Here is a 17145-nt window from a genome sequence, read left to right as displayed (position 1 = left end):
TATCCTAAAAACTTTACATTCGTTTTTCAATTTCCACCCAAACTTGCTCAAAACCAATTCCCTTCTCAGAAGAGAATACGATTAAAGGATCATTCGGGTCCATGTTTAATGTTTCTTTCACAATCTTTTTGTGCTTATCCCACTTACCTTTTGGGATTTTATCTGCCTTTGTTGCAATAACGATACATGGAATGTTGTAATGCTTTAAAAAATCATACATCATACAGTCATCTCCAGTTGGAGAGTGACGCAAATCAACAATCAATACGACAGCTTTTAATATTTCACGTCCTGTGAAATATTTTTCAATCATCTTCCCCCAAGCTGCACGCTCAGACTTTGAAACTTTTGCATACCCATACCCAGGTACATCGACGAAAAATAATTGTTCTTCGATTTTATAAAAGTTTAATGTTTGCGTTTTACCTGGTTTTGACGAAATACGCGCCATCGCTTTCCGACCGATCATACGATTAATAAACGAGGATTTCCCTACGTTTGAACGACCGGCTAATGCAAATTCTGGCAGTCCATCTTCTGGATATTGCTCTGGTCTAACGGCACTAATGACCATTTCGACATTATGGACTTTCATTTACTTAAAAACCTCCATCAAGTGCTAACGCAAGTACTTCTTCTGCTTGCGATACAAGTTTAAATGTGAGCTGTTCACGAATAGACACAGGAATATCATCTATATCACGCTCATTGTCTCGCGGAATAATGATCGTTGTCAAGCCCGCTCGGTGTGCGCTTAGTGATTTCTCCTTCAACCCACCTATTGGTAACACACGCCCCCGTAATGTTATTTCACCTGTCATACCGATTTCACGTTTTATCGGTTTATTCGTAATAGCTGATACAATTGCAGTAGCCATTGTAATACCCGCAGAAGGACCATCTTTCGGTACAGCACCTTCTGGAACGTGAATGTGTAAGTCATGCAGGTCGAAGTAGTCTGCATCAATGCCTAATTTATGTGTCAACGAACGCACATAGGATAGTGCTGTTTGTGCAGATTCCTTCATAACATCGCCGAGCTTCCCAGTCAGCTGTAGTTTCCCTTTACCTGGTGTAAGTGAAACTTCAATTTGTAAAGTATCGCCACCTACTGTTGTATAAGCAAGGCCCGTTGCGATACCGATTTGATTTTCTGTTTCTGCTTGCCCATATCGGAAACGATGTTTACCAAGCATGTCAACTAAAGTTTTTGCATTTATTGTAACGCGTTTTTTTTCACCCGATACAATTACTTTTGCGACTTTTCGACAAACCGTCGCAACTTGGCGTTCTAAACTACGAACACCTGCTTCACGCGTATAGTAGCGAATTAAATCTAAAATCGCTTCTTCTTTCATTACAAGCTGCGATTTCTTTAAACCATGTTCCTTCATTTGCTTCGGTATTAAATGGTTTTTTGCAATATCCATTTTTTCCATTTCTGTATAGCCAGCAATCGAAATAACTTCCATACGATCAAGTAAAGGGCCAGGTATTGTACTTAAATCATTCGCCGTTGCAATGAATAATACATTCGATAAATCATACGGTTCTTCAATATAATGATCACTAAATGAGTTGTTTTGCTCCGGATCTAATACTTCTAGCATCGCTGCAGATGGATCTCCGCGGAAATCATTCGACATTTTATCAATTTCATCTAATAAAAATACTGGATTTTTCGTACCAGCCTTTTTCATTCCTTGAATAATACGCCCTGGCATTGCTCCTACATATGTTCGGCGGTGCCCTCTAATTTCTGATTCATCGCGTACTCCACCTAACGAAACTCGAATGAATTTACGGTCTAAACTTTCTGCAATCGAACGTGCCAAGCTTGTTTTACCAACACCAGGAGGACCTGCTAAACATAGTATTGGTCCGCGCAGTGAATTCATTAATTGACGAACTGATAAATACTCTAACACACGTTCTTTTACTTTTTCTAAACCATCATGATCGCGATTTAAAATCTCTTCTGCATATGCAACGTCTAGGCGGTCCGTCGTTGTTTCACTCCAAGGAATAGACACAAGCCATTCCACATAGTTACGAATAACACCACTTTCTGCACTAGCAGCAGGTAATTTTTCATAACGATCCAGCTCTTTATAAGCCACTTTACTTGTCGACTCGGGCATACCAGAAGCCTCAATACGCTTACGCAAATCAGCTACTTCGCCAGTTTTCCCGTCACGATCACCAAGCTCTGTCTGAATAGCTTTCATCTGTTCTCTTAAGAAATATTCTTTTTGAGTACGTTCCATTGCTTGCTTAACTTTTGTATTAATTTTCTTTTCTAAATTTAATACTTCTTGTTCATCATGAAGTCGAATAATTAAGTGGTCTAAACGTTTTTTGACGTTGAAAATATTTAAAATTTCTTGCTTTTCCACTACTTTAAAAGGCAAGTGTGAAGAAATTACATCAGTTAAGCGACCCGGATCCTCGATATCCATAACAGATTCGATCGTTTCCGATGTAATTTTATTCGATGTTTTTGCATATTTTTCGAAATAAGTAAGTAATGTACGCATAAGCGCTTCAGTTTCAGCATCTTTATGTGGATCATCTTCAAAGAGTTCTATATCAACAAATGTAAACGTTTCATCTTCATGATATTTTTTCACTTGTCCACGACAAACGCCCTCTACTAAAATGCGCAGTGTACCATTTGGTAATTTTAACATTTGTTTAATAATCGCAAATGTACCAACACTATACAAATCTTTTTTATCAGGTGCTTCTACTCGCATATCCTTCTGTGTTGCTAAAAAAATATGACTATCATTCAACATTGCATGTTCAAGTGCTGCAACAGAACGCTCCCGTCCTACATCAATATGTAGCACCATAGATGGGTATACTAGTAAGCCTCTTAAAGGTAATAAAGGAATTTTTTCTTTTGTATTTTTCACGCGGGTATTCACCTCCATCCAAGTCAATCCGCAACAACCCGCATTTTTCGTAGTATGTGTTTAAACTGAATACTTTATTTCTAATCCATAACGATTCTTATTTATGTATACAATTTGTAAGAAAAAGCTGACTACCTACTTGTGCATTTGCACGTTCGAAGCCAGCTATTTTTCCTTCGTCATTATTATACGAAATTTGCCCTTATGCAGATGTTTTTTCGTTATCTTTTTTATATTCAGTACCGTCAGCTAATAATAATTTTGGTGTTGCTTTGTCTAAAATTGTATCGGCTGTAATGATGCATTTCACGATATCATCACGTGATGGTAACTCGAACATTACATCTAACATTGTGGCTTCAATAATTGAACGTAAACCACGTGCACCTGTTTTTCGCTCAATCGCTAGCTTAGAGATTTCCTCTAAAGCATCGTCTTCGAATTCAAGCTCAACACCATCTAGCTCTAGCATTTTTTGATATTGCTTCGCTAAAGCGTTTTTAGGCTCTGTTAAAATCTTTACTAATGCGTCAACATCTAACTGCTCTAAGCTTGCTAAAACAGGTAAACGCCCGATAAATTCAGGAATTAAACCGAATTTTAATAAATCTTCCGGAATTAATTGAGAAAGTAATGAGCCTTGCTGTTCTTCCGGTTTGTTTGGATTAGAACCAAAACCAATTACTTTTTCGCCTTGACGACGCTTAATAATTTGCTCGATACCATCAAATGCGCCACCTACGATAAATAAGATATTCGATGTATCGATTTGTAAAAATTCTTGATGCGGGTGCTTACGTCCACCTTGAGGAGGCACACTAGCAACTGTTCCTTCAAGAATTTTAAGAAGGGCTTGCTGAACACCTTCACCTGACACATCACGCGTAATAGAAGGATTTTCTGATTTACGAGCGACTTTATCAATTTCGTCGATATAAATAATCCCTTTTTCAGCACGCTCAATATCATAATCCGCTGCTTGGATAAGTTTTAGTAAGATGTTTTCAACGTCTTCCCCAACATACCCAGCTTCTGTTAAAGAAGTTGCATCCGCAATTGCAAACGGTACATTTAAAATTCGTGCTAACGTTTGAGCTAATAAAGTTTTACCACTACCTGTTGGACCTATTAACACAATATTTGATTTCGATAATTCAACATCATCGATTTTTGAATTTGAATTAATACGTTTATAGTGATTGTACACAGCAACCGCTAAAGATTTTTTCGCGCGCTCCTGGCCAATAACGTACTCATCTAAAATACTTAAAATTTCTTTTGGCTTAGGGATATCTTTGAACTCGATTTCCTCTTCTACGCCTAGCTCTTCTACTACGATTTCTGAGCATAATTCAATACACTCATCGCAAATATATACGCCTGGTCCTGCAACCAATTTACGAACTTGTTCTTGTGGTTTTCCACAGAAAGAGCACTTTAAATTGCCTTTTTCATCATTAAATTTAAACAATTTGTTTCACCCCTATTCAAGCTTCAATCTTACAAGATTATCTTGTGTTTATCAAATATAATGATTGTGCATATTGCATCTATGTAGTTCACTTTTAAAAAATATGTATATCTGAACAATTAACATATGTGATAAAACAAGGTACGATTGACGCACCTTGTTTTATCCTTTTGTTATATTAATTAAGAAATTTTAGCGTTTTCTACTAATAATTCTACTGTTTTTTGAGTGCGGATATCGTTTTCAAGAACAGCAGTACCACCTAAAGCAGTAATGATTTGTTCTTTAGTCATACCGAATTGAGCAGCCATTTTTTCTAACTCAGCAGCAATATCTTCTTCCGAAACTTGAACTGCTTCAGCAGCAGCGATTGCTTCTAAAGTTAATGAAACGCGTACACGATTTTCTGCATCTGTAGCCATTTGATCACGTAAAGCTTGCTCGTTTTGACCAGAGAATTGGTAGTATAGATCAAGGTTCATACCTTGCATTTGAAGACGTTGACCGAATTCTTGGATCATGCGATCAACTTCTGTGTTGATCATCGCTTGAGGAATTACGATTTCAGCGTTTTCAGCAGCTTTTTCTACTAATTCATCGCGTAAAGCGCCTTCTGATTCAGCTTCTTTTTGTGCGATTGTGTTTTCTTTGATTTTCGCACGTAATGCGTCCACTGATTCAACTTCAGGGTCGATTTCTTTTGCGAACTCATCGTTTAATTCTGGTAGTACTTTTGTTTTTACTTCTTTAACTGTTACTTTGAAAGTAGCTTCTTTACCAGCTAATTCTTCAGCATGGTATTCTTCTGGGAAAGTAACTACTACGTCTTTTGCTTCGCCAGATTTAACGCCTACTAATTGTTCTTCAAAGCCTGGAATGAATGAACCAGAGCCGATTTCTAGTGCGTAATCTTCACCTTTACCACCTTCGAAAGCTTCATCACCAACGAAACCTTCGAAATCGATAACAGCTGTATCACCTTCAACGATTGCTTCGTCTTCTTTAATTTCAAGCTCAGCTTTTTTAGCTAATTGGTCTTGGATTTGTGCTTCAACTTCTTCATCTGTTACTTCAGTTGGAAGTTTAGTTACTTCAAGACCTTTATATTCACCTAGTTTTGGTTCTGGCTTAACAGTTACAGTAGCTGTAAATGTGAAGTCTTGACCTTTTGCGAAATTTTCAGTTCCAGCGATTTCTGGGAAGTCTACTGGCTCGATACCTGCTTCGTCTATAGCATTTGAGTATGCTTCTGGAATGATGATTTCTAAAGCGTCTTGATAAAGCGCCTCAACACCATACATTTTTTCGAACATCGGACGAGGCATTTTCCCTTTACGGAAACCTGGTACGTTAATTTGTTTTACTACTTTTTTGAAAGCTTGATCTAAAGCTTTATCAACCTCTGTAGCTGGTACATCAATTGTTAATAAACCTTCGTTACCTTCTTGTTTTTCCCATTTTACTGACATTTATATTACCTCCAAAATTAAGATTACAATGTTTGCAAAGTATTCGTTTCATACGATTTTGACAACCATTTTAGTATATCATAGATGAGCAATGTTTCAACTTTTTTCACATTTGTTGTAATTCTGTAAGCTCTTCTAGCTGTTGCAAAAAACCGATAATTTCATAATCCATTTCTTGTACTTTTCCAAACATCATTCGTACATAATCAATATAGCTTGTCGCAACATCTTCTGCGTCAAAATCTAACCATTCAAATGGGTACGTAACAATCGCATGCTTCGATATTAAAAACTCTACCATTTCAAGCGTCGAAGGCTCCTGTTCAAGCGCTTCAATAATAAATGAGGACACTTGCTGAAACTGTGGCATTTTCGTAGGTAGTTCGAGTTCCGCTGGATTAATAGTCATTTCCCGTTCGAATTTTTTGACTGTTACTAACATTGATACTTCTTGTTCGACAAGTAAAATTAATATTAAACTTTGAATAAACATATTTGTATCTTCATGCTCTACAATTGCTTTTAATTGCTCAGCAACTGGACGAACATTCGCTGTCGTTAACTCATGCACAATCACTAATTGTTCATTTGGGGTAAGTGATAAAAAATGAGCAAGTGATAATACATCTACGTCAATTTCCTCATGTGATTGCTGCTGTACTAATTTATTTTGAGCAATTTCTGAATTCAAATTTTTTAATCGTTGAAATTTTTCAAGCTGTTCGTCTGGAATGGCCCCTTCGTCGAGTAATGTCTCAATTATTTTCTCGACTTGTTTAAACTCACGAAGCTGCATCGAAATTGTTAAATATAATTCCATTGCTTCAAAGTACATTACTGGCCCAAGAGCAAGTAACTCTTCACATATTACTTTTGCCTGTTCGTAAGCCCTTGCTTCGTACAATGAATACGCATAAACACTCAGTGTCATTTCGTCACCTTCTGTATATTTCAGAGCTTCGGCAAAAGCTTCGTTAGCTAGATCATATTGATAGTTCTCCGCGTAAGTATGCGCTTGTGTAAGTAAACGTTCTACCGTTCCAGGAAACATTACGACATTTTCGAATTTCTTAATACTATGTTTCTTTTTCAAAGACGTCTCACTCCCGGTTAAGGTCATTATTTATGCCCTCTTCATCATTATTTTACATGTGAAATGCATTGCGAACAAGAAATGATATATTTTACTGAAATGAAGCAAAATTATCTATATCATTATTTAAGCGAACTAATTCAAATAAATTGTTCTGAACTTCCTCTCGTCTTACTACAATGATTCCCGCAAATACAAATTTCAATCGATTTTCAGCTTATGATTTAAACGAATGAAGTACGTGATAGTCTTAAGAAAAATCAAGCGTGTTGATTTACCTTTTATTATTACTTACAGTTTTAGAATATGTTGATTTCCGCTACGGCTGACTCGCTTTCCGCAGGCACGGCTTCAACTAATTTATTTCGGAAAGAGCCGAAATAAATGGATTTTCAGCTCGTGCTTTTCCTGCTCCTGCGGTTACTCGTCGCAAATAAGAATTGCAGGAGTCGAGTCACCTCCGCTCCTATCAACTAGAAAGTGTCTTTTATCAATTATTCTACTAGAGAAATCACGCTCTTCATCTACTAATATTTGTATAATCAACACACCTGAAGAAAAATGAAATAACTATGTTAGATGTAAAAACTAATATGATATAGATTCTCATAATGATTTTTGCACTAAACATTCTATCTATTTAATAATTAATTTACACATTTTTAAAGAACTATAGCGATTCAGTATAGAAGCCCCTTCCGAAAACTTATTGTGCTATAATAAATGCTATGCTTTAAATGAAGGAGTTTTAATATGAAATACGGATTTATTGGCCTTGGCAATATGTCTTCGGCTATTATTAAAGGAATGATCGCTTCAAATTTATTTGAAGCAACTTCTATATACGGTATGAATCGTACAAAATCAAAAACAGATAAATTAGTTGCAGAACAAGGCATTAACGCGTGTGATACGATTGAGCAACTCGTAAAAACAGTAGACGTAATCGTACTTGGTGTGAAGCCACAAATGCTGCCAGATGTTCTTCCAACAATTCGTGAGCATTTGCGTAATAACCACATTGTCATTTCTCTAGCTGCTGGTAAAACGCTTGATTATTTACAGCAGAATTTATATGAAGATACAACGATTTTCCGTGTAATGCCTAATATTAATGCTATGATTGGTTCCTCAACTAGCTCGTACACTACGAATAGTTCAACATCGAGCGAGCATAAGCAATTAGTTGAGCGACTATTTTCAACGGTCGGCTCAATTGTCGAACTACCAGAGCATTTATTCTCGATTTTCACAACAATTGGATGTGCTTCACCAGCGTTCACATACCTATACATTGACTCATTAGCTAGAGCCGCGGTTCGTGAGGGCATGCCAAAACAAATGGCACTTGAAATTGCTGCGAGCTCGGTACTTGGTAGCGCACAAATGGTATTACAATCAGACGAGCATCCTTGGGCACTAATCGATCAAGTATGTTCACCAGGTGGTACAACCATTCAAGGTATTACATCTTTACAAATTAATCATTTCGAAAGTACGATTTATGACGCGGTAGCCGCAGTAACAAATAAGGATCGTAGTTTTAAATAATAAAATCTGGTATTCCATCCGAGTGTAGACAAGTCAAAAGCGACTTTACCTACACTCTTTTTTTGTTTTTATTTTCCGATACGCAAGTATTCTAAAGGTTTCCTTTTCACAAAATGTCTTTCAATAGACCAAAGAACTTCATCATTTCCTGGTAATGTGACGTGATTTATTGCTTCATCAATAGTCAACCATTTATATTTACTATGCTCATCGTTTAAAGTTACACCTTGTCCGTCATCTACAAACCCTACAAATACAGGTGCAATATAAATGTACTCTTCATACGGTGAGTAAATTTGGTCAAATTTATTAGATATGTATAGCGATACCTTTGTAATACCTGTTTCTTCTTCAATTTCTCTTAAAGCCGCTTCCCAAGCCTTTTCACCTTCTTCAATACTCCCTCCAATGTAACACCAAACATCCCGTAAAATAGGCGTTGCTCGCTTTAATAAAAGGACTTTATAGTCGTTATCTATTTTTTTTAATAACACTACTGCAATACCATTACATTTTAAAGGTACTGAACTTTCTTTCTTCATACTATTCCCTCCTCATTTTTTGGTCATACTAAAAAACAAGTTCAATCTATTAGGTACTTCTATTTTCAAAGCGTTCTATATAGTCAATCAAGAAAAAGAGACTTTAAAATAACAAATAACAGTTATAAAGGCGCAAATAATTTTCTACTTAATATGCTTTTCACCTGCCCTTTTCTTAAATATTCACTGTCCATATAAAGATTAGCCCGCCTCTCTAATTATATATCCTAACAACACATGTAAATATATGCTAAAATATTATGAAAATGTTTATGAAAGAGGCAAATACATATGAAATACATAAGTTCGATACTTACATTAATATTTTTTATTGCCGTTTTTTTAGTACTTACACCTACAACTATTGCTCAAGCTCAAGCAGGTGCAAAAAATGTACGTGATTTTTCATATAATTATACAAACTCAACTTGGACTATATCTTATAACGGCGTACCCGTAACAATTGAACAAAAAACTGAAAACACATCCCTTCTTCAATCATACAAATTGTTATTAGATAGAACAAAAAAAGATGTGCTTATTTTTCAATCGGCTTGCGCGTCTTTACTATTAACACATCTTATCTTATCGTTTCTTTTCATATTTAAATTTAGTTGGTTAACTACTCCTGTTGTACTCGTAGGAATAGCTATTATTTTCATCTCTGCTAATACAATTTACAGCAATTTAGAGTCAATTTATAGCGCGTTTAATAATTTGCGATTTTATTATTATTCACTCTCTGCTAGTTGAGCTGCCATACGCCTTCAGGTAAATCGATTTGTTTTAATTCATTAAACGAAGAAAATTGTGATTGATTAGACGCAGAATGCTTCACCAATTCCCCATTAACCGTCGTACCTTCTATTTTGACAAAAATATTAAGGGACTCTACATCGAAAGTTTCCATATTAATCATCACTTCATAAATGGCTTCTGTATAAACTAGCGAATCTGCGTCAATATAGCTGGGTTCAATGTATTGCCATATGCCTTGTGTAATCGGCGATACATCTTTTATATAAGCATCATCCATTGTATTCACAACATCGAACACTATAAGATACATATTTTCTTTTTCAACTATGTCGATTTTATCTGCATTTTTGAGTATTTCCTGTAAATGTTTTGTCACATCTAAATCTTCACGCGCTACATTGTGGAAATTCCGAACACTATCTTTTGGAAGAGGTTCCCACATTTTATTTTGAGCATTATATTTTTGTCCATTGTCTTCTTTTAAATAGACATACGTCTGTGCATTTGAAATTTCTTCATTTACTTCTTGATGCGTATTCATTAAGTACAATGTTTCTAAAGGTATGTTTGTGGCCTGCATATCCACGCTCGAAGACATGAGCATAATATTCATTCCCTCAACAAAATCGACCTCCAGATAATCTTCTAATAACATATGTCCTTGTATACTTGTTATTTTTTGTCGTCTAGCTAGAGCTTCGTTAATTATATCCTCCGCTTGTAAATTTTCACCAACATATTGTGTAATAGTATTCGTATTTGGTTTAGATGACTGTTGTTCATTTTTTAGTTTAGTTTTTTGTTCAGTTACTTCTTCCGAGCATGCAGCTAACAATAATACGACAATAAATAGAAGTATTTTTTTCTTCATTATCTCGCCCCTTCCTAAATCATAAAAACACGGAAAAGCCAAATGAATTTTCTTTTCTTCTAAAAAAACCGCGCCACATTTTCATGCAACACAGTTTTAAATTTAAATACTATTATAGTACGAATAAATTTCGAGTAACCTCTTAAACGCTTCTTCAAAATTTGGCTGAATAACACTTAACTGTATGATTTTTCGCTCCTGCAAATATACGCTATCATCATGCAAATAAATACCATTTAATTTTAAATCTGCACTAAAATTTTTCAAAACACTTGGTATTTGCAAAGATACAATCATCGGATAATGATTTATTTGCCTAGCATGACCTTTATACAATGAAGATGATATTACACTATTAAATCTTTGTGCAAGTACATTAAAACGTTCTGGATAATTCGCTAGCGCAGTTAACGTATTTTCTATTAATGCAGCAGGTAATGTAAATGGGATTTGATTATCTGAGTAATAAGCTAAATTCAAATACAACGGTGCATTACTGTTACGTGGTAGGTCACTTGAAAACACAAACGCTAGGCCACTTAATGCCCCAACAGCCTTCCCACTAACGGCTGTCGCTAAATAAAATGGAGCTAACGAAAATGGCAACGCACCGAATGAGCTAATACAATCGGCACATACCGCTACGTTATAGCGCGCACCAAGCTCAGCTAAATGTTCGTCGTTATACATACCTGTTGATGTTTCACCGTGGACGTATAGCAACCATCTGTAATCCCCTTGTTGAAGCACTTGTTCTACGCGAGCAACATTAATTACTTCATACCAATCAAACTCTAACGTATCAAATGATAACTGTTGATATGTTGCCTGCTTCTCCAAACGTTTTCCAAACTCACCATTCGTAATGATAAGCCCTTTACCTACTTGGAAATCGGACTTTAATTGTGCTAGCATTGCTTCATTCGCAAGTGTGCCAGTACCTACTAAAGTTGTCACATAATTCGCATGAGACAATTTTAGTAGACGACTTTGCAATTCCTCAAATAACAACTTAAATCTAAAAGAACGGTGAGATAAATTAGTTTGAAGTAATGGCTGTTCTTGTAGCACAGGACCTGGATAAAACGTTAAGTCATTTCTAGCTAATCGCTTCCTCAAAGGTGTACTATTTGTACGTGTTAATACCATTGGCAAAAACATCGCTTGCTCAGTTCCAACCGCATTTGCAAACTGCTTAAAGCCCATTTGTTTATACAATTTCTCTTGGCGTGTCGTCCCTGAAATGACACACGCTGTATATTTACGCTCAAATAAATACGTTACTAACGCTTGTGCTAAACGCAAAAATACACGTCCATTACGGTATAACTTTTTGACCGCAAGCAATCTAACTTCACATAATTTCTTACAATCTTCTGCCGATAAATATTTTTCTACTGACCCAATTTTATCGTCAATTGAAAATGGGCGCTTATCACGAAGCGCGAGCATGCCTATTATTTGCTGCTCCTTGTAAACGACTAAATATGTATTTTCACCATGAAATTTATCGACAAGGCGCCGTGTTTTATTGGCAGTATGTTGAGGAATTTCCTCCACAAATGTTTCATAATTCAATGCGGCGATTGCATCAAATTCTTTTTCTGTTGCTGCGATTTTACACCAATACATATTATGTCAGCCTTTCTCTGAAATTTTGGCGATGCCTCCATAAAACAAGAACTACACTACATATAATTGGCCAATCCATCGTATTAAATAGCAACACATAAACGCTATATACAATAAATCCACCTAGCATGCCCCATGTTAAGCTTTTTGTCGCTATCATTGTAACTAGAAATCCAATTAGAAATACACAAAAATACAGTGGGTTAAATACTAGCAAAGCTCCAATAATTGTTGCTACCCCTTTGCCACCTTTAAACTTCAGCCAAAATGGATATAAATGGCCAAGTAATACAAAGACAATTGCAACTGCAATAGCCGTATCGCTAAACTCAAAATAGCGACCTACGACAACTACTATTAACCCTTTTAAACCATCTACTACAGCTGTAATAATAAATGCGCTTTTCCCGAGTGTTTTCCCTGCATTGCGCGCTCCTAAATTACCGCTGTTTCGTTCCTGCAATGACACACCGTACAACTTCCCTACAAACCACGCTGTCATGCACGTGCCCAGAAGATAGCTAAAAACTAAATATAAAATGGTCATCGCTTTACATTTTGCTCGTATAATTGCACCCAACGTTCGGGTGTCATCTTTTGTACTAATTCAGCTATTAAGTCAAACGGTATATGTTTTGTCGATGTAAAGCGTATACAGCTTTTCCCCATATTTAATTTCGTTGGTACACGTTTTGCATACTCTTTCTCGAACCAAGCTAGTAATTGTGGGTCTGCATAAATTCCCATATGATAAATAGCTAAATGTCGCTTCTGAGCGGCAATTGCAAGAAATGGTAAAGGCGTATTAGGTGTACAATGGTAACCAGGAGGATATGTTGATAGCGGTACAACATAATTCAGCATATTGTATTGATCCGTTTTTTCAAATCCTTCTGGCAAGTTAGCGTCAACTGTTTCAACTAATGAAATATAGGCATCACGCCATTTATCTTCCATTTGTTCAATGTAAGTTTCGATCATTTTGATTGCTCCTTTTCATGTTGGCGGTATAACTCCTTTGTTTTAAAACCCTTCTTTAAAATATCAATCATTTCCTCAAAACGTTTTTCCTGCGTTTCTTCCCGCTTCGCACTGTAAATATAGCGCGCCCAGTCCTTTTGATAACCAGGTGTTAATGATTCGTAAAAATTTGCCACTTCAGTTGTACTAAGTCGCTCTTTTAACGGCTCTACCATATTTTCGTAGTCGGAAACACATTGACTAGCCGCAGTTTTCTTCTTACCTTTTTGTTTTGCATCCACTTTTATCGCTAAAATTGAGAACGTTTCGTCAAGTGACTGCAAGCTAGCAAATTTATAATCACTACCTCTAATATATTTTGCATCATTAACTTCTATAGCTGGAAAAATAGCATCCCGATGAATAAATTGCTCATATTTTTTATTACCTTTTTTCGGATAAACAAAAAACAAATAGCCTTGTTCTTTTACGAGTTGTTCATCAATACTTTTTTGTAAATAGCTCGTTAACTCTTCTATAGAGTATACGAACGCAATTATTCGGTCATACGGCCCCGTCATGGCATTCGTTACTATTTTAAAATCTTGTGTAGCATTATAGACATATACTTGTAGATCGTTTTGTAATTTAAATTTCTTTTCCACAGATTACACCTTCCTCATTAATGACAGAATACTACAAAATCGACTTTGCATGTTAATAGTACATCAAACAAAAAGTATTTATTATTAATAAACGGAAAAATAGCAATGTTTATGCATATGAAAAAACGTCTTTTTATTCAAGGATGTAATATTTGAACTCTTTTTCCCCACGAATCGGGCTTATTAAGTCGCCGATTATTGGGGATTTGCAAAATTACCAATAATTGAATGTAAAAAAGGCTATCCAGTAAGTAAAAACTCACAGGAAAGCCCTGTATTTTCGCAATAATTATTCTTGAGACACCTGGTCATATTAAGATTCACTATCCTTATCGTAAAGGAGCAAACCCCTGGCAGTTTTATGAAGGCTCACCTTATTTATGGATAGCACATAAACTACATTTAGAGGAGGGATCGTTTTGAAAGAGAACCAAATAAAAACACAAAACAATATTGTACAATCAGATACATTTGCCGCTAAGCTTTCAATTATAGGAACTTATATATCTACTCTTGGTGATGCAGTTGCTGCCATTGGTGATCTGCTAGATATCCAAGTAGTTGAAGAAGAAGAAACGGCACTTATCCAACAAAATTACGAGGAACAGCTACAGCAAATGCAACGACAAATTGATTCTTTATCTAAACGAATTTGTCGCTTGGAACGGCGGGGTATATAAGTAAACAATCCTATTTCTAAATTATTTACCGAATGTTTCTTTCATCCTTTCGGTAGGGCTATCTTGAATTGTGTCATCCCAAGCTAAAATTTGCCCCGCACTAATTAATTCCTCTTTAAGATTATTATACGTTATATCTTGAACTGCTAAATCCCGTTGTATCGCAATAGTAGCTGCAATACCTGCTGATTGGCCTAAAATCATAAAGACCGGCTCCATTCGAATCGAGCCATATGCAATATGAGAACTCGATAAGCAAACAGGCACTAATAAATTTGAACATTGCGTTTTTTTAGGTCTAATAGATTGATACGATATCGCAAATGGCGGAATAGGCACTTGAACGTCACCCTCATTTACAACACGACCATCGATCACTACTCTCCTTACATTATGGGAATCCATATGAAAAGAGGCAAGCCCTACAGAATCCTGTACTTCTTCAAATTGTAAACAGTTTTTATCGGTCATCACATAGTCAGAAATCATTCGTCTTGCTTCACGAATATATAGTTGGTGTGGCCAATGATTTGTAAGTACGAACTCATCTTTCGGAAGTCCCCATTGTGAAACCTCATTTCGAATGTTTTCTGGTACTAGTTCATCATTGCCCAGGAAATAAAGCAATCCTATATCATATGTTACATGGTCTTGAAATATGTCTTCCCTTACTAAATAATTTCCTTCTGGCCAATTATAATTTCTACCAATATTATCGGTTGAAAATGCTCCGTAATTATTCAAATCTGTTTTATCATTTGGTAATGGTGTATGTAACTTCATAACATCCCAAATCCCTTGTTGAATATAACGTAGTAATAATAGATAACGAGTCGCATCATAATTGTTCGGTTTAGGGATTGGCACTTTGTTGTCCTTATTTTTCGTTAAACAAATTCTAAAATTGTATGCTTGTATCCGTTGATCTCCCTGTCCTTGAAACCCTAACTCACTTATTGGCTCATTGGAAATACCAAATAACAACCCACTAGAAGGATTTCCTTCGATTACATAAGGGTCAATCCATTTCTCGAATTTATGATGAGGCGCACCAAATTGAATGCCATTATAAATTTCTTTATACATACTATTACTTTCACGTCCAACAAAATAAGAAACACCAGCTCTAGCTAGTAAATCACCTTCATACGTACAATCAATAAACATGCTACCTTTATAGATTGTACCGTCCTCCATATGAATATTAGTAATCTTTGTATTTTCTTTCTCAACCTTTTCTAAATGCTGCTCATAATAACATGGGATTTCATATCGCTCTATCCAACCTTTAAAAATTTGACTCGCAACTTTCGGCTCAAATTGAAATTGCTTAGTTTTTCCATAATGGGTACCTATTGCATCGTAAAATTCTTTTGCAATGCCACCAACTGCTGCTTCAGCCCCTAAATCGGTAGCCCCTAACCCACTTGCTGTTATGCCTCCTAAATGCTTGCTAAACTCCGCTATGACAACGGATACGCCATTACGTTTCAGTTGCACTGCACAAGCAATTCCTGCAGGTGTCCCTCCGTAAATAACAACATCCGCTTCAATTATTCTTTCACACCGTGTTGTTACAGGTTTATAGTAATACAATTGCGAAAAATCCATTTTAACCCCCCTATTTCCTTTTTATGTATTGTAATATACAGTATACCAACAACTATTGTTCAAATAGTAGCTATTTAAAGATTAGAAGAGAACAATGGACACAATTACTAAAGTATATTTCCCTTTGATACTACTACAGTTGGACCAAGTTTGGAATTACATTTTTAAGCTAACATTAATAACGGGAAAAATTTAAGTTGATAATAAATAGGCATACAAATAGCTCCTTAAGTCCAGAGTTTCATATGTTAGAAAGGAATTACAACTTTAGAAGAAGGAGGTCTTTTTATGAATAAAGGCAATTGGGGTCACGACCAATGGGGAAAAGGCTGTGGACATCATGGACAACATGGACATCATGGACAACATGGACATCATGGACATCATGGACACCACCCACAACAACTACCTACTCAAGTATCCCCTACTCAATATGATCCACCAATCGTTTCACCGACTAGACAATTTGTTCAAACAAATGTTTCTAACACGGTAGTACCACATATACACCCTTCACATACTACTATAGTGAATAGACATAATATTAATAATCAGCACTTTTTCCCACATACTCAATCCGTAGTAAATGAATGCCATGTTACAAATACAAAATGCGGTATGCCTTATAATCCTTGTAAATGCCACCCAAGAAAACACGGTTTTTAGAAAAACTCAGTTGTTAATAACTACGTAATAATAAACACCTCGAACTCAATTGAATTCGAGGTGTATTTTTAATAATCGATCAAACGGGACGCTAAAAATTGCGTTATAAAAAGTGTAGTTGGAAAAAAACATAGTAGCATTTTCGTTTAAAAAAATCGTTGCTAATATAGACAAAAAAAGCTCGTACTACGACCAATAAATGCAGATAAACACTAACCATTTTTTTCTTTTCAATCTATATTTAGGGGCAAAACCTA

At 35.9% G+C, this 17145-nt stretch carries 16 protein-coding genes; 4 read left to right on the top strand and 12 right to left on the bottom strand.

Annotated features, from left to right (window positions below; all coding sequences use genetic code 11):
- Window positions 1-13: 13 nt before the first annotated feature.
- The 5 genes from yihA to AAFN87_RS01455 form a co-directional block, all read right to left on the bottom strand.
- Window positions 14-595 (bottom strand): ribosome biogenesis GTP-binding protein YihA/YsxC, encoded by a 582-nt coding sequence (yihA, locus tag AAFN87_RS01475; RefSeq protein ID WP_347789211.1) that lies wholly within the window; start codon window positions 593-595, stop codon window positions 14-16.
- Between the two features lie 4 nt (window positions 596-599).
- On the bottom strand, window positions 600-2936 hold the full coding sequence (gene lon, locus AAFN87_RS01470) for an endopeptidase La (RefSeq protein ID WP_347789942.1): 2337 nt from the start codon (window positions 2934-2936) through the stop codon (window positions 600-602).
- Window positions 2937-3120: 184 nt separating this feature from the next.
- Entirely contained in the window at window positions 3121-4389 is a 1269-nt protein-coding gene (clpX, locus tag AAFN87_RS01465; RefSeq protein WP_347789210.1) for an ATP-dependent protease ATP-binding subunit ClpX, read from the bottom strand.
- A 182-nt stretch (window positions 4390-4571) separates the two neighbouring features.
- Window positions 4572-5858 (bottom strand): trigger factor, encoded by a 1287-nt coding sequence (gene tig, locus AAFN87_RS01460; protein WP_347789209.1) that lies wholly within the window; start codon window positions 5856-5858, stop codon window positions 4572-4574.
- A 106-nt stretch (window positions 5859-5964) separates the two neighbouring features.
- Window positions 5965-6951: a tetratricopeptide repeat protein gene (locus AAFN87_RS01455; protein ID WP_347789208.1), complete on the bottom strand. Its 987-nt coding sequence runs from the start codon at window positions 6949-6951 to the stop codon at window positions 5965-5967.
- Between the two features lie 753 nt (window positions 6952-7704).
- Here AAFN87_RS01455 and proC point away from each other — a divergent pair.
- Window positions 7705-8502, top strand: a complete 798-nt coding sequence (proC, locus tag AAFN87_RS01450; RefSeq protein ID WP_347789207.1) for a pyrroline-5-carboxylate reductase — start codon at window positions 7705-7707, stop codon at window positions 8500-8502.
- Window positions 8503-8570: 68 nt separating this feature from the next.
- Here the strand turns inward: proC and AAFN87_RS01445 are convergent, their stop codons facing one another.
- Window positions 8571-9044, bottom strand: a complete 474-nt coding sequence (locus AAFN87_RS01445) for an NUDIX hydrolase (protein WP_347789206.1) — start codon at window positions 9042-9044, stop codon at window positions 8571-8573.
- Between the two features lie 291 nt (window positions 9045-9335).
- Here AAFN87_RS01445 and AAFN87_RS01440 point away from each other — a divergent pair, with 291 nt between their 5' ends.
- The gene (locus AAFN87_RS01440) at window positions 9336-9797 is read left to right on the top strand and encodes a hypothetical protein (RefSeq protein ID WP_347789205.1); all 462 of its coding nucleotides are present in this window, start codon (window positions 9336-9338) and stop codon (window positions 9795-9797) included.
- Here the strand turns inward: AAFN87_RS01440 and AAFN87_RS01435 are convergent.
- From AAFN87_RS01435 to AAFN87_RS01415, 5 genes are all read right to left on the bottom strand, one after another.
- Window positions 9790-10674 carry a DUF6612 family protein gene (locus AAFN87_RS01435; protein ID WP_347789204.1) on the bottom strand — a complete coding sequence of 295 codons (885 nt, stop codon included), beginning with the start codon at window positions 10672-10674 and terminating at the stop codon, window positions 9790-9792. The two genes, AAFN87_RS01440 and AAFN87_RS01435, sit on opposite strands and share 8 nt — an antisense overlap.
- A 102-nt stretch (window positions 10675-10776) precedes the next feature.
- Entirely contained in the window at window positions 10777-12306 is a 1530-nt protein-coding gene (locus AAFN87_RS01430) for a GNAT family N-acetyltransferase (protein WP_347789203.1), read from the bottom strand.
- Between the two features lies 1 nt (window position 12307).
- Window positions 12308-12853 (bottom strand): glycerol-3-phosphate acyltransferase, encoded by a 546-nt coding sequence (locus tag AAFN87_RS01425; protein WP_347789941.1) that lies wholly within the window; start codon window positions 12851-12853, stop codon window positions 12308-12310.
- Window positions 12850-13287 carry a DUF1801 domain-containing protein gene (locus tag AAFN87_RS01420; protein ID WP_347789202.1) on the bottom strand — a complete coding sequence of 146 codons (438 nt, stop codon included), beginning with the start codon at window positions 13285-13287 and terminating at the stop codon, window positions 12850-12852. Before AAFN87_RS01420 ends, AAFN87_RS01425 begins: the two co-directional genes overlap by 4 nt.
- Window positions 13284-13931 (bottom strand): YdeI/OmpD-associated family protein, encoded by a 648-nt coding sequence (locus AAFN87_RS01415; protein WP_347789201.1) that lies wholly within the window; start codon window positions 13929-13931, stop codon window positions 13284-13286. Before AAFN87_RS01415 ends, AAFN87_RS01420 begins: the two co-directional genes overlap by 4 nt.
- 419 nt (window positions 13932-14350) lie before the next feature.
- Between AAFN87_RS01415 and AAFN87_RS01410 the strand changes: the two genes are divergently transcribed.
- Window positions 14351-14611 (top strand): hypothetical protein, encoded by a 261-nt coding sequence (locus tag AAFN87_RS01410; protein WP_347789200.1) that lies wholly within the window; start codon window positions 14351-14353, stop codon window positions 14609-14611.
- A 21-nt stretch (window positions 14612-14632) separates the two neighbouring features.
- Here AAFN87_RS01410 and AAFN87_RS01405 read toward each other — a convergent pair whose 3' ends face one another.
- Window positions 14633-16222, bottom strand: a complete 1590-nt coding sequence (locus tag AAFN87_RS01405) for an FAD-dependent oxidoreductase (protein ID WP_347789199.1) — start codon at window positions 16220-16222, stop codon at window positions 14633-14635.
- Window positions 16223-16510: 288 nt separating this feature from the next.
- Between AAFN87_RS01405 and AAFN87_RS19990 the strand changes: the two genes are divergently transcribed.
- The gene (locus AAFN87_RS19990; RefSeq protein ID WP_481886428.1) at window positions 16511-16888 is read left to right on the top strand and encodes a CotD family spore coat protein; all 378 of its coding nucleotides are present in this window, start codon (window positions 16511-16513) and stop codon (window positions 16886-16888) included.
- Window positions 16889-17145: the final 257 nt, after the last annotated feature.

This window comes from Solibacillus sp. CAU 1738 (assembly GCF_039888725.1).
In the GTDB taxonomy this organism is placed as follows: Bacteria; Bacillota; Bacilli; order Bacillales_A; family Planococcaceae; genus Metasolibacillus.
This window is presented reverse-complemented; position numbering and strand designations above follow the sequence as displayed.

Coding starts and splice junctions, on each gene's coding strand:
- AAFN87_RS01420 (WP_347789202.1), bottom strand. CDS start 13,287: ATGATCGAAACTTACATTGAACAAATGGAAGATAAATGGCGTGATGCC.
- lon (WP_347789942.1), bottom strand. CDS start 2,936: ATGGAGGTGAATACCCGCGTGAAAAATACAAAAGAAAAAATTCCTTTA.
- AAFN87_RS01435 (WP_347789204.1), bottom strand. CDS start 10,674: ATGAAGAAAAAAATACTTCTATTTATTGTCGTATTATTGTTAGCTGCA.
- AAFN87_RS01440 (WP_347789205.1), top strand. CDS start 9,336: ATGAAATACATAAGTTCGATACTTACATTAATATTTTTTATTGCCGTT.
- yihA (WP_347789211.1), bottom strand. CDS start 595: ATGAAAGTCCATAATGTCGAAATGGTCATTAGTGCCGTTAGACCAGAG.
- AAFN87_RS01405 (WP_347789199.1), bottom strand. CDS start 16,222: ATGGATTTTTCGCAATTGTATTACTATAAACCTGTAACAACACGGTGT.
- AAFN87_RS01430 (WP_347789203.1), bottom strand. CDS start 12,306: ATGTATTGGTGTAAAATCGCAGCAACAGAAAAAGAATTTGATGCAATC.
- tig (WP_347789209.1), bottom strand. CDS start 5,858: ATGTCAGTAAAATGGGAAAAACAAGAAGGTAACGAAGGTTTATTAACA.
- AAFN87_RS19990 (WP_481886428.1), top strand. CDS start 16,511: ATGAATAAAGGCAATTGGGGTCACGACCAATGGGGAAAAGGCTGTGGA.
- AAFN87_RS01425 (WP_347789941.1), bottom strand. CDS start 12,853: ATGACCATTTTATATTTAGTTTTTAGCTATCTTCTGGGCACGTGCATG.
- AAFN87_RS01445 (WP_347789206.1), bottom strand. CDS start 9,044: ATGAAGAAAGAAAGTTCAGTACCTTTAAAATGTAATGGTATTGCAGTA.
- proC (WP_347789207.1), top strand. CDS start 7,705: ATGAAATACGGATTTATTGGCCTTGGCAATATGTCTTCGGCTATTATT.